General features: G+C 70.6%; 14 protein-coding genes. 7 read left to right on the forward strand and 7 right to left on the reverse strand.

Going from position 1 to position 12,771, the window contains the following annotated elements; translation table 11 throughout:
* Positions 1-10 precede the first annotated feature (10 nt).
* The gene (locus tag FB391_RS17390; protein WP_141896362.1) at positions 11-1,672 is read right to left on the reverse strand and encodes an alpha-amylase family protein; all 1,662 of its coding nucleotides are present in this window, start codon (positions 1,670-1,672) and stop codon (positions 11-13) included.
* On the reverse strand, positions 1,669-2,634 hold the full coding sequence (locus tag FB391_RS17395) for a TIGR03885 family FMN-dependent LLM class oxidoreductase (RefSeq protein ID WP_141896363.1): 966 nt from the start codon (positions 2,632-2,634) through the stop codon (positions 1,669-1,671). The genes FB391_RS17390 and FB391_RS17395 overlap by 4 nt, the downstream gene beginning before the upstream one ends.
* 175 nt (positions 2,635-2,809) lie before the next feature.
* Here FB391_RS17395 and msrB point away from each other — a divergent pair, with 175 nt between their 5' ends.
* The 5 genes from msrB (at position 2,810) to FB391_RS17420 (ending at position 6,418) form a co-directional block, all read left to right on the forward strand.
* The gene (msrB, locus tag FB391_RS17400) at positions 2,810-3,295 is read left to right on the forward strand and encodes a peptide-methionine (R)-S-oxide reductase MsrB (protein WP_141896364.1); all 486 of its coding nucleotides are present in this window, start codon (positions 2,810-2,812) and stop codon (positions 3,293-3,295) included.
* Positions 3,292-3,846: a peptide-methionine (S)-S-oxide reductase MsrA gene (gene msrA, locus FB391_RS17405; protein WP_141896365.1), complete on the forward strand. Its 555-nt coding sequence runs from the start codon at positions 3,292-3,294 to the stop codon at positions 3,844-3,846. Before msrB ends, msrA begins: the two co-directional genes overlap by 4 nt.
* A 554-nt stretch (positions 3,847-4,400) precedes the next feature.
* Positions 4,401-4,604 carry a cold-shock protein gene (locus FB391_RS17410; RefSeq protein WP_141896550.1) on the forward strand — a complete coding sequence of 68 codons (204 nt, stop codon included), beginning with the start codon at positions 4,401-4,403 and terminating at the stop codon, positions 4,602-4,604.
* A gap of 292 nt (positions 4,605-4,896) precedes the next feature.
* Complete coding sequence (locus FB391_RS17415) at positions 4,897-5,877, forward strand: fatty acid desaturase family protein (protein WP_425462964.1); 981 nt, start codon at positions 4,897-4,899, stop codon at positions 5,875-5,877.
* A gap of 85 nt (positions 5,878-5,962) precedes the next feature.
* Complete coding sequence (locus FB391_RS17420; RefSeq protein ID WP_141896366.1) at positions 5,963-6,418, forward strand: SRPBCC family protein; 456 nt, start codon at positions 5,963-5,965, stop codon at positions 6,416-6,418.
* A 61-nt stretch (positions 6,419-6,479) separates the two neighbouring features.
* Here the strand turns inward: FB391_RS17420 and gnd are convergent, their stop codons facing one another.
* The 4 genes from gnd to FB391_RS17440 all read right to left on the reverse strand — a co-directional run bounded on the left by gnd (position 6,480) and on the right by FB391_RS17440 (position 10,304).
* On the reverse strand, positions 6,480-7,571 hold the full coding sequence (gnd, locus tag FB391_RS17425; protein WP_141896367.1) for a phosphogluconate dehydrogenase (NAD(+)-dependent, decarboxylating): 1,092 nt from the start codon (positions 7,569-7,571) through the stop codon (positions 6,480-6,482).
* Between the two features lie 67 nt (positions 7,572-7,638).
* Entirely contained in the window at positions 7,639-7,890 is a 252-nt protein-coding gene (locus tag FB391_RS20210) for a hypothetical protein (protein ID WP_425462965.1), read from the reverse strand.
* Between the two features lie 80 nt (positions 7,891-7,970).
* The gene (locus tag FB391_RS17435; protein ID WP_141896368.1) at positions 7,971-9,665 is read right to left on the reverse strand and encodes an ABC1 kinase family protein; all 1,695 of its coding nucleotides are present in this window, start codon (positions 9,663-9,665) and stop codon (positions 7,971-7,973) included.
* A 75-nt stretch (positions 9,666-9,740) separates the two neighbouring features.
* Positions 9,741-10,304, reverse strand: coding sequence for a PadR family transcriptional regulator (locus tag FB391_RS17440; protein ID WP_141896369.1), 564 nt, complete (start codon positions 10,302-10,304; stop codon positions 9,741-9,743).
* Between the two features lie 115 nt (positions 10,305-10,419).
* On the opposite strand from FB391_RS17440, the gene FB391_RS17445 reads away from it, so the two are divergent.
* Positions 10,420-10,965 (forward strand): MarR family winged helix-turn-helix transcriptional regulator, encoded by a 546-nt coding sequence (locus FB391_RS17445; RefSeq protein ID WP_141896370.1) that lies wholly within the window; start codon positions 10,420-10,422, stop codon positions 10,963-10,965.
* Between the two features lies 1 nt (position 10,966).
* The gene (locus FB391_RS17450; RefSeq protein WP_141896371.1) at positions 10,967-11,767 is read left to right on the forward strand and encodes an SDR family oxidoreductase; all 801 of its coding nucleotides are present in this window, start codon (positions 10,967-10,969) and stop codon (positions 11,765-11,767) included.
* Between the two features lie 74 nt (positions 11,768-11,841).
* Here FB391_RS17450 and FB391_RS17455 read toward each other — a convergent pair whose 3' ends face one another.
* Positions 11,842-12,714 (reverse strand): NAD(P)H-binding protein, encoded by an 873-nt coding sequence (locus FB391_RS17455; protein WP_141896372.1) that lies wholly within the window; start codon positions 12,712-12,714, stop codon positions 11,842-11,844.
* Positions 12,715-12,771 lie beyond the last annotated feature (57 nt).

Consider the following 12,771-nt stretch of genomic DNA (forward strand, 5'->3'; position numbering starts at 1 on the left):
GGGCAGCGCCTCACGACATCCGGCCGTCGCCCGGACGCGAGACCCGCAGCCAGCGGTAGCCGTACGCGGGCACCTCGATCTCGACCCGGCCGCGCTCGTCGAGCGCGATGCGTTCGGAGCCGAGAAGATCGACGAGGCACGCGCCCTCGGGCTCGTCGTCGAGGGCGAACCGGATCGTGGCGGGCACCCCGTCGAAGTTGTGGATCGCGACCATCCGGCCGATGTCGGCCCGCAGCGAGTGGACGAGCACCGCTGTCGTCGGCTGATCGATCACCTCGAACTCCCCCCAGCCGAGCTCGGGTGAGATGCGGTACCGCGAGACGAGGTCGCGGAAGAAGTGCAGCAGCGACCCGCGGTCCTCGATCTGCGCGGCGACGTTGACGTGCTCGGGCGCGTAACCGTCGCCCGGGGGCTGCGCGACCAGCCGCGAGGGCGGCGCCACCGAGAACCCGCCGTTGCGGTCGGCCGTCCACTGCATCGGCGTGCGCACGGCGCTGCGGCCGGGCACCTCGATGTTCTCGCCCATCCCGATCTCTTCCCCGTAGAACAGCACGGGCGTCCCCGGCAGGGTGAACAGCAGGCTGTAGGCCATGCGGATGCGCCGCGGGTCTCCGAGCATCGGGGGCAGGCGACGGGTGATGCCGCGGCCGTACACGCGCTGCCGCTCGTCCGGCGCGAAGGCCTCGAACACCTCCTCGCGCTCGGCGTCGGTCAGCTTGTCGAGGGTGAGCTCGTCGTGGTTGCGCAGGAAGTTCGCCCACTGGACGTCGGGCGGCAGCGCCGGCCGCGACGTCAGCGCCGTGACGAGCGGGGCGGGGTCGTGCCGTGCGAGCGAAAGATAGAGCGCCTGCATCGCCACGAAGTCGAACTGCATGGTCAGTTCGTTCACGTCCTCGCCGCCGAAGAACTGCACCTGCTGCTCGTACGGCAGGTTCACCTCGCCGAGCAGCACGGCCTCGCTGGATCGACGCTGCAGGAAGCGGCGGAAGTCGCGCAGCAGCTCGTGCGGATCACGCACCTCGGCCCCCGGCGGCATCTCGAGGAGGAACGGCACCGCGTCCACCCGGAAGCCCGACACCCCCAGCTGCAGCCAGAACCCGATCACGCGCGCGAGTTCGTCGCGCACCGCGGGGTTGGCGATGTTGAGGTCCGGCTGGTGCTCGTAGAAGCTGTGCTGGTACCACTGACCGGACGCCTCGTCCTTGGTCCAGATGCCGTCCGCCTCACCGGGGAAGACGGGGTTCTTCTGCCCCTCGGGCGGCGGATCGTCGCGCCAGATGTAGAAGTCCCGATACGGCGAGTTCCGGCTGCGCCGTGCCTTCCGGAACCAGGGGTGCCGGTCCGAGGTGTGGTTGACGACGAGGTCCACGATGACGCGCATCCCGCGATCGCGCGCGGTGCGGATCACCTCGACGAAGTCGCCGTGCGTGCCGAGCCGGGGATCCACGCCGTAGTAGTCGGTGATGTCGTATCCGTCGTCACGATCGGGGGTCGGCGAGAACGGCATCAGCCACAGGCAGGTCACGCCGAGCTGGGCGAGGTAGTCGATCCGCTGCGCCAGTCCCTGCAGGTCGCCGGCGCCGTCGCCGTCCGAGTCGAGATAGGTCTCGACGTCGAGGCAGTAGACGATGGCGCTCTTGAACCACAGGTCGCTCGTGTCGGTGATCTTCATCGTGCCTCCGCGAGTCGGGGAAGGATGCCGCGGGCCGCGGCGTCGAGAAACTCGTCCTGGTCATGACCGACGTGGTGGACGTACACGCGGTCGAAGCCGATCCGTGCGAGAGCGGCGATCCGCTCGGCGAGGACGGCCGGATCGGACTCGATCAGGACGGCATCCCTCAGCTTCTCCTCGTCCACCTCTCCCACCGCAGCGTCGAAGTCCTCGGGCTGCTCCAGGTCCCATGCCAGGGGCGGGGTGACGAGACCGTTGCGCCACTGGTCCTTCGCGATCGCATAGGCCGCGGCATCCGTGTCGGCGAGGCTGACGTGCACCTGCAGGACGCACGGGCCTGTGCCGTCCTGCGAACGGTAGGCGTCGACCACGCGCTCCAGGGCGTCGGGCGCCTGGGCGACGGTCGTGAGCCCATCGGCCCACAGCGCGGCCCAGCCCGCCGTCTCGGCGCTGACGGCGGTCGCGAGCAGCGGCGGCGGGGCCGCCGGCCTGGTCCACAGCCGTGCGCGGTGCACGGTGACCAGGCCGTCGTGCGACACCTCCTCACCGGCGAACAGCCGCCGGATCACGTCGACGCTCTCGGCCAGCCGCGCGTTGCGGACGCGCTTGGGAGGCCACGGCTCGCCGGTCACGTGCTCGTTCATGGCCTCGCCGCTGCCGAGCGCGGCCCAGAACCGGCCGGGGAACATCTCCTCCAGCGTCGCGAGGGCCTGGGCGACGATCACCGGGTGGTACCGCTGCCCCGGCGCGTTGACCATGCCGATCGAGAACTCGGTGCGCGCGAGCGCCGCGCCCAGCCAGCTGAACGCGAAGCCGGACTCGCCCTGCCGCGGGTTCCAGGGGGCGAGGTGGTCCGAGCACATCGCGCCGTCGAATCCCGCGGCCTCGGCGCGCCGGACATCCTCCAGGAGCGCGCTGGGCGGGATCTGCTCATGGGATGCGTGAAAGCCGACGAAGACCATGCGGCGAGTCTGCGGTCGGCACGGCGGCGGACGCCAGGCTCTTGAGATCCGGCACGGGTTTGGGTAACGGGCCCGAGAACTCACAGCCCGGTCCCAGGTTCGCGGGACCAAAACAGCCGAGGCATCCGTTCTTCTTCATGACGCCGCAGCCAGCCGCGTCGATCCAGGAGGAATCGTGAACAACGACTACCGCAAGACCCCCGAGGCGCTCAGCCGCCTCACCGACGCGCAGTACCGCGTCACGCAGAGCGACGGCACCGAGCCGCCGTTCCGCAACGAGTACTGGAACAACCACGAGGCCGGCATCTACGTCGACGTGGTCTCGGGCCAGCCGCTCTTCTCGTCGACCGACAAGTACGACAGCGGGACCGGATGGCCCAGCTTCACCCGCCCCATCGACCCCGACGCGGTGACCACGAAGAAGGACCGGTCACTGTTCATGCCCCGCACCGAGGTGCGCTCGGCGGGCGCCGACAGTCACCTCGGTCACGTCTTCCCGGACGGCCCACGGGATGCCGGCGGCCTGAGATACTGCATGAACTCGGCCGCGCTGCGCTTCGTGCCCGTCTCGTCGCTCGACGACGAGGGCTACGGCGCCTACCTCGACCGCTTCGACACGCCCAGCGACCAGACACCCGAGAACCAGGAGAACCCCTCATGACCAGCGGACCTTTCGACACCGGAGAGATCACCCGCACCCCCGGCACCGAGACGGCCGTCCTCGCCGGCGGCTGTTTCTGGGGCATGGAGGACCTCATCCGCCGCCAGCCCGGCGTGCTGTCGACGCGCGTCGGCTACACCGGCGGAGAGAACGCCCACGCGACCTACCAGCGGCACCCCGGCCACGCCGAGGCCGTCGAGATCGTCTTCGACCCCACGCAGACCTCGTACCGCGACATCCTGGCGTTCTTCTTCCAGATCCACGACCCGTCGACCCTGAACCGCCAGGGCAACGACATCGGCACGAGCTACCGCTCGGCGATCTTCCCGCTCTCGCCCGAGCAGGCCGACGTCGCGCGCGACACGATCGCCGACGTGGATGCCTCCGGCCTGTGGCCGGGCAAGGCCGTCACCACGATCGAGCCCGAGGGCCCGTTCTGGGAGGCCGAGCCGGAGCACCAGGACTACCTGATCCGCTACCCCAACGGGTACACGTGCCACTTCCCGCGCGCGGGCTGGGTCCTGCCCAAGCGCGCCGACGCGACGGCGTAGCACCGGACGACGAGTGGATGCCGCGACCCATCGGGTCGCGGCATCCACTGTGTTCGGAGGTCGCCGTGCTAAGGTGGACGACGCCCGATCGGGCCGCCGCGTCGATATCCTTTCCTCTGCCTCACTGTGGAGAACAGAGCGCTCGACGCCTCACCGCCACCGCGGTCGCATCCTTCCTTCGACTCCCTCGCACGAGCACGCTCTGTCTCGTCCGCACAAAGGCTCTCTTGACGTTCGTCACCCCTTCACCACTTCCGCTTCATCCCCCGCTCGACTGGCGCCAAGCCGACCACGACGTCCACGTCGCGACGTCCGCCGGCGAGTACGCGGGCTTCGTCTGCGTCACGCCGGCGGGCATCGAAGCCCACGGCGCCCGCGGCGAGCACCTCGGCGTGCACGCCGCCCGCGAGGACGCCGCGCGCGCCGTCGCGGCATCCATCCCCACCAGCCCGCTCTCGCGCACGCATGTCGTGCGTCATCAGCGTCCGCTCCGCACACGTCGGAGCGGTACCCGCGGCCGCACACGCGGCCCACACAACAAGAGGAAAGACACGATGGCCACTGGCACCGTGAAATGGTTCAACTCCGAGAAGGGCTATGGCTTCATCGCCCCCGATGACGGCACGGCCGACATCTTCGCGCACTTCAGTGCGATCGCCGGCGACGGCTTCAAGGAGCTCCGCGAAGACCAGAAGGTCGAATTCGACGCGGAGCGCGGCCCCAAGGGCATGCAGGCCGCGAACATCCGGCCGCTCTGATCCTGCATCGGCCGGGACCGTTCCCTCGGTCCCGGCCGATGATCGCCTGGGAAGCCGCCGCGTATTCCGCCGCCGACATGCGGCGGCACGTAGCCTGGCACCAGCGATCGGCATCTGCCTTTGGCTTCACGGCCAACGCGGTCCCGATCGGAATCCAGGTGCACCCATCTCTTCGCTCACCCTCGAGCCCAGGCTCGGCCCCGTCCGTCAGACCTACGCAGGCACGAAGGAGTTCCCGCCGCTGACCCGCGCCTACACCGATGTCGCGCAGGTCGTGCGCGAGACCGGACTCATGCAGCGCACTCCCTGGTTCTACGCCACCGTGGGACTGGTCCTCGCCCTCGCCTTCGGCGGGGCCATCACCGGCTTCATCCTGCTGGGCGACACCTGGTACCAGCTGCTCATCGCCGCCGCGCTCGGCGTGCTGTTCACCCAGGTGGCGTTCCTCTCGCACGAGGCCGCGCACCGGCAGATCCTCGCTTCAGGACCCGCCAACGACCGGCTCGCCCGGCTGCTGGGCAACGGGGTGGTCGGCATGAGCTATTCGTGGTGGGCGCACAAGCACACCCGCCATCACGGCAATCCCAATCGGGTCGGCAAAGACCCCGACATCGAGGTCGACACCATCTCGTTCCTCGAGTCCGACGCCGCACGGGCGCGCGGGCTGCAGCGTCTTATCACCGGACGCCAGGGCTGGCTCTTCTTCCCGCTCCTCACGTTCGAGGGTCTCAACCTGCACTTCCTCGCCTTCCGGCATCTGTTCGGCCGCGGGCCCGTCAAGGGACGCTTCGTCGAACTGGGCCTGCTGGCGGTGCGGTTCACCCTCGTCTGGACGCCCGTGTTCGTGTTCCTCCCCCTCGGCATGGCCTTCGCGTTCCTCGGCGTGCAGCTTGCGGTGTTCGGCGTCTACATGGGCGCGTCGTTCGCGCCCAACCACAAGGGCATGCCGGTCATCGCACACGACGCGAAGCTCGACTTCTTCAGCAAGCAGGTCCGCACGTCGCGCAACGTGTCGGGCGGCTGGTGGGCGACCTGGCTCATGGGCGGGCTCAACTACCAGATCGAGCATCACCTGTTCCCCAGCATGGCGCGCCCGCACCTCGCACAGGCGCGCGCGATCGTCATCGACCACTGCCGCGCGCTCGGCGTGCCGTATGCCGAGACGACGCTGTGGCGTTCGTACGGCATCGTGATCGCGTACCTCAACCGGGTCGGCCTGGCTGCGCGCGACCCGTTCGACTGCCCGGTCGCCGCGTCGTACGGCAGGCCCTGACCCGAACAGTCGGGCGGTCCTAGACCGCCGCACGCGCTTCGTCAACCCGGTGCACAGGCGGACCGCCTGCGCGCACGCTGGAGGCATGACCCAGATCATCGAGACCATCGACGTCGACGTGCCCGTCACCATGGCCTACAACCAGTGGACCCAGTTCGAGAGCTTCCCGAAGTTCCTCGACGAGGTCGTGTCGATCACGCAGCTCGACGACACGCACAACCACTGGAAGGTGAAGGTGGGGCCGTTCGAGCGCGAGTTCGACGCCGAGATCACCGAGCAGCACCCGGACGAGCGGGTCGCGTGGCGCAGCACCGGCGGTGACACCACCCACGCCGGAGTGGTGACCTTCCACAAGCTCAGCGACACCAGCTGCCGTGTGGCGGTGCAGATCGACTGGGAGCCCACGGACGCACTCGAGAAGCTGGGCTCGCTCGTCGGCGCCGGATCGCACGCGGTCAAGAAGGACCTCGAGAACTTCAAGGAGTTCATCGAGAACGCGCCGCGCGAGACCGGCGCCTGGCGCGAGGATGTCCCCCGCTGACGCCGTCTCCACCGCACGCCGGACGCCGGCCGCACCCGCACGGGTGCGGCCGGCGTCTGTCTCAGCCGACGGCGTCGGACGAGCGAGACTGGCCGCCGCTGGAGGATTCGGCCTTGCGCGCGCCGGCCTCCAGCACGTCGCCCGCGGGGAGCTCCTGATGGCCGCCGAACTGCAGCCGCATGGCCGACAGCACCTGGTTCGCGAAGTGATCTTCGCCGCGTGAGGCGAATCTCTCGAAGAGGGATGCCGCCAGCACGGGCGCGGGCACCCCGGTGTCGACGGCGGCCTTCACCGTCCAGCGCCCCTCGCCGGAATCCGACACTCGCCCGGCGAGACCCTCGAGCGTGGGGTTGTCCTGGAGCGCCGCAGCCGTGAGGTCGAGCAGCCACGACGAGATCACCGAGCCGCGCCGCCACAGTTCGGCCACCTTCGGGGTGTCGATGGTGAATCGGTAGAACTCGGGCTCTTCGAGGGGCGCGACCTCCGCGGAGTGCTCCGCCTCCTGCACTCCCGCGTCCGCGTGCTCGAGGATGTTCAGCCCTTCGGCGAGGGCAGCCATCACGCCGTACTCGATGCCGTTGTGCACCATCTTCACGAAGTGCCCCGCGCCCGACGGGCCGCAGTGCAGATAGCCGAGCTCCTCCGGCGCCGCGTCGCCGGTGCGCCCGGGCGTGCGCTCGACGTCGCCGCTGCCGGGCGCGATCGTCCGCAGGACCGGCTCGAGACGGTCGAACGCCTCGTCCGGCCCGCCGACCATCAGGCAGTAGCCGCGCTCCAGGCCGAAGACGCCGCCGCTCGTTCCCACATCGACGTAGTGGATGCCGGTGTCCCGCAGTGCGGCGGCGCGACGGACGTCATCGCGGTAGTTCGAGTTGCCGCCGTCGACGATGATGTCGCCCGGCTCGAGCACCGCGGCGACCTGATCGACCACGGTTCCGGTGATGCCGGCGGGGATCATGAGCCACACCGCCCGGGGCGCTCGGAGCTTGGCCGCGAGATCGGCGAGGCTCGCCGCGCCGACAGCCCCTTCGCCGGCGAGGCCGTTCACGGCATCGGCGTTCACGTCGTACACGACGCATTCGTGCCCGTCACGCATCAGGCGCCGGACGATGTTGCCGCCCATGCGGCCGAGGCCCACCATTCCCAGTTGCATCCGGATCCTTCCGCTCATGCCCCGCCCGCTCGCGGGCGTCAGGGCTCGAAGTCTAGGCCCGAGCGCCTCACGGCGTCGGCGATCCTCCCGTGACCGCGATCGTCGCGCCCGCGACGTAGCTGGACTCAGGCGACGCGAGGAAGACGTACGCCGGGGCCAGGCGCCCGGTGCCGCGGTAGGTCTTCTCACCGAGATCCGCCTTCGGCTCCAGCTCGGCATCCAGGCCGGGCTCGGGCTGGTGCTGCGTCTCGGGGGCGAAGCCGGAGTACAGGTCTGCGGGGTTGAGGAACGTGTACTGATCTCGCTGCTCGTTGTCCATGCCCGGCACGCTAGCCGGGGCGACGGCGTGCGGTGACGGGGTTGTGCGACGCGCGCGCAGCCGTTACAGCGCCCCGATACTCACTCGCCGGGGCGGCGCAGGAATCCCGAGAACAGCGTGTGCAGCAGTGGCAGCACCGACACGATCATGAGCACCGTGCCGATCACGAGGTCCTGTGAGCGCAACACGGCGCCGCTGATCAGCAGGCCGGCGAAGAGCACGGCCGACACGGCCCGCCGGCCCATCCGCTCCAGCCTCCGCAGCTTCTGGTCGAGTTTCGGGACGTCCGCGACGAGCTTGCCGTCGACGATCTGCGACACCATCTCGTCCAGGCGCCGCGGCAGCCGCGCCACGACGCCGGCGACCGACACGGCCTCACGCGCGAACCCCTGCACCAGGTTGCCGCTCTGGTCGCGCAGCAGCTGATCGGCGTAGGGCTCGACGGCGTCCCACACGTTGAAGGCGGGGTCCAGCGCGCTGCACACGCCGCTCGTGAGCGAGATGGCGCGCACGATGAGCAGGAAGTTCTCGGGCAGCTGGAAGGGCAGCGATCGCACGACATCGCCGAACTCTGTCGCGAAGTCCTGGAACTCCCGCGGGTCGACCTTCTGGAGCTCGGCGAACCCCATGCCGCCGAAGCGCGAGAACAGCGCCGTCATGGCGCGCTCGAGCTCCCTCGTGTCTGCCGAGGGCAGCAGCGCACCGACCTCTCGGATGCTCGCCACCATCTTCTTGCTATCGCGGGCGGCGACCGCGATGATCAGCTGCTGCAGGCCGGTGCGGAGGCTGTCCGGCACCTGGCCCATCATCCCGAAGTCGACGAACGTCAGCCGCCACGCCCGCGCGCCCGGGGCCGACCCCGGCGGAGCGGGGGTGACGAAGATGTTGCCGGGGTGAGGATCGGCGTGGAAGTAGCCGTCGACGAACAGCTGGTCGAACATGACATTGGCGAACTCCGTGGCCACCGCCGCGGGTTCGATGCCGGCCGCGCGGAGCCCGTCCACATCCGTGATCTTGATCGCCGTCACATCGGCCAGCACCAGCACGCGACGCGTCGTGCGCTCCCAGGCGACCTCGGGGACCGTCACGCGATCGTCGCCCGCGAAGTTCTCGGCGAAGCGTGCGGCGTTCCGGGCCTCGAGCAGGTAGTCGATCTCGTCGCGGCTCGTCACCGCGAACTCCTCGACGAGGGCGGGGAGGTCCACGTGCTCGCGCACGACCCGCACCCGGCTGAGCCACGCCGCGACGCGCCGCAGGGCCGCCAGGTCGACGTCGACGATGGCGTCGATGCCGGGGCGCTGCACTTTCACCACGACATCCGTGAAGCCTGCGTCGGCAGCATCCTCCGCGTTCAGCCGCGCACGATGCGCCTGGCCGAGGGATGCCGCGGCCACCGGAGTCTCGTCGACCCACGCGAACGCCTGTTCCAGGGGTCTGCCGAGCTCGGCCTCGGCCAGCGTCCGGATCGCGGGGAACGCCACCGGCGGCACCTCGTCCTGCAGACCCTCCAGCTCCGAGGTGATCTCGGGCGGCAGCACGTCGAGCCGGGACGAGAGGAACTGCCCGACCTTGATCATGAGGCCGCCGAGCGACACCGCCAGCACGCGGAACCGCTGTGCGGCGTGCTGCAGGCGTCTGGGCCGGTTGCGCGCGGCGAGGGTGCTCAGGCCGAAGCGCGGCAGCACCAGTTCGAACCACCACGCCTGCACCATGTAGCGCGCGGCGAATCGCAGGATCCGCCGGTAGCGGGCGCGGGTGTTCCCGGCGTCTGCCATCGAACTCTCCTGGATCCCGCGTGCCCGCGTCGCCGATCGCGCTCCCCCGTCGCCGACGGGTTCCGCCGGCACCCCTCAGTCCTGAGCGAGGATGGAGTAGAGCCTACGCCGCGCCTCGTCGAGCACGTCGACCGCCTGCGCCACCTGCTCGGGCGTCCCGCCGCGGGCGACCTGGGCCGCGGCCTGCGCGAGCTTCGCCCCCGCCTTGGGAAGCGCTGTGGCGCGGCCCGACTCGTGGGTGCCGAACGCCTCCCAGGGTGCGGTGCGCTCCTCGCCCGCCTCGGCCTCGGCGCGTCCCGCGTCGGTGAGCGAGTAGGTCTTCTTGCCGCCGGACTCCTCGGCGATCACGAGTCCCTCATCGGCGAGCAGCTGCAGCGTGGGATACACCGAGCCGGGGCTCGGCTTCCATGCGCCTCCGCTGCGCTCCTCGATCTCGTGGATGATCTGATACCCGTGCATGGGCTGTTCCGCGAGGACCGCCAGCACGGCCGCGCGCACGTCACCGCGACCGACGCGCGGTGAGAAGCGCTGCTCGAAGGCCTCGCGCAGCTGGTCCATCGCGTCGAAGAGCCCTCCGGGGATGCCCTGGCCGGCGCTGCCCCGATGGCGGGGTCCGAAACCTGGATACGTACCGCTCATGACGACCTCCTGACGAGTGCCTACCGATAGCCCGACGATACATAGCGATATATCGGCAGGCAAGTGCCATCGATGATTTGGTTGCCTCAGGCAATTACCGGCGTAGACTCGACGCATGGATGCCGCACCCCGCGCCGACCTGCTCTCCTCGCTCACGCGACTCATGTCGCGGTGGTCGTCGAGCAGCGTGCAGGAACGCATCGCCCGAGGCGTCGGCGTGGCGCTGGACCCCACCGAGATCCGCGCCGTCTACACGCTCGGCCTGCACGGCGGCACCGCACGCCCCGGGTCGCTCGCCGACGAGCTGAACATCAGCCGCCCGACGATGTCGAAGCTCGCCGCGCGGCTGATCGCCGACGACCTGGTGACGCGGCGCGCCCACCCCGGGGACGGCCGGGGCGCCACCGTGACCTTCACGCCCCGCGGCCGCGACGCCTACCGGCGGCTCGTGACCGCCGGTCACGACATGGTCGACCACGCCCTGGCGGACTGGGCCCCCACCGAGGTCGACGACTTCGGCCGCCTGCTGCACCGCTTCGTCGAGGGGCTCCTCATCGAGTCGCCGACGCCCGTGACTTCCGCGGACCCCGCCCGAGAAGCACCCGCCGCCCACCCGCGGCCCCGCGCGACGGCGACCCCGTCGCCCACAGAAGGAGACTGACATGCCCCGCACCTACGTCGTCACCGGTTCCGCATCCGGAATCGGCGCCGCCACCGCCGAGCTGCTGCGCAGCCGCGGCGAGACCGTCATCGGGATCGACCTGCGCGGCGCCGAGATCGACGCCGACCTGTCCACCCCCGACGGGCGGGCGGATGCCGCGGCCCAGGCGATCGACAAGACCGGCGGTGTCATCGACGGCGTGATCGCCTGCGCGGGCATCTCGGCGCCGATCGGCAAGACCATGTCGATCAACTACTTCGGCGTGACCGAGCTGCTGACCGCGCTGCTGCCCGCACTGCGCGCATCGGAGGCCCCCCGCGCGGCCGTCGTGTCGTCGATGGCGTCCCTGCAGCCCGTCGACGCGGCGCTCGTCGAGGCGGCACTCGCCGGAGACGAGGCGTCGGCGGTCGCCCGCGGCGAGGAGCTCGCCGCGCAGGGCCCCGAGCTCGGCTACCTCAACTACCCGTCGTCGAAGCGCGCCCTCTCGCGCTGGGTGCGCCGCACCTCGATCTCGCCGGACTGGGCAGGCTCGGGCATCCCGCTCAACGCCGTCGCCCCCGGCACCGTCGTCACCCCGATGACGGCGGATCTGCTCGCGACGCCCGAGGGCGCGGCGATGGTCGACGCGGCCGTGCCCATGCCGCTCAACCACCACCAGCCGGCGTCGTCGATCGCCGAGCTGCTGGTGTGGCTCACGAGCCCCGCCAACACGCACATGGCCGGCCAGACGATCTACGACGACGGCGGCGCCGACGCGACGCTCCGCGGCGACGACATCTGGTCGTGGAACGACCCGAAGTGATCAGCGCCTCGCGCTGAGGCGAGTGGATGCCGCCGCCCCGGGGCCGCGGCATCCCTCACCCGCCCCGGCGGCGGTCATCCGGCCGCCGGCTCGAGGACCCCGAAGTCGGCGCGGTGGTCCCGCGCCCACTCCTCGAGCGTGCGCCCTGGCCGCCCCGTGAGCTCGCGGATCCCTGGTCGCACCGTGTCGGGCACGTCGACCGTGTCGCGCCAGTAGTCCAGGAGCATCGCGATGATGTCCGCCGGGAGGAAGGCGGCCACATCGTCGCGGAACTCGCCAGGCGTGATCTCTTCCAGGTGGAGGTCCCGTCCGATGCCGGCGCCGATCGCCGCGACCTGCTGCTCACGCGTGAGCGACTGCGGCCCCGAGAGCGGGATCGCCTGCCCCAGCCAGCGGTCGCTCGTCAGTGCGGCAGCGGCGGCATCCGCGACGTCGGCCTCGTGGATCGGCGCCTGCGAGGAGCGCGCGAACGGCGCGCGGATCGGCGCACCCGCCTTGATCGGCCACGCCCACGACAGCAGATTGTTCGCGAACGTCCCCGGCCGCAGGATCGTCCAGGCCCCGGATCGCCCGGTGATCGCCGCTTCGATCGCGCTGTGGTGCACCTGGCTCGCCGAGCCGCGATCCCGAGCGAACTCCTGGGCAGCGGCCAGCGATGACAGGACCACGAACCGCTCGACACCCGCGGCCGCCGCATCCGAGACGAACGCCTCCACCCCCTCTGCGGGGAGCGCGGGGAAGACGAACGCGCGATCGACGTCTGCGAAGACACCGGCGTCGACACCGCCGGGACGCCCGAGGTCGCCGCGCACGACCTCGACACCGGGCGGGAGAGCGGCGGTGTCGGGTTCACGGGTCAGCGCCCGCACGGACTCGCCGCGCGAGATCAACGCGTCGACGAGCGGGCGGCCGACGGCCCCCGTGGCGCCTGTGATGAGAACGGTCATGGTGATCTCCTGGTTTCGGGCGCCGGACGATCCGGCGCGCGCCCAGGGTGGCGGACA

This window comes from Microbacterium kyungheense, assembly GCF_006783905.1.
Lineage (GTDB): Bacteria > Actinomycetota > Actinomycetes > Actinomycetales > Microbacteriaceae > Microbacterium > Microbacterium kyungheense.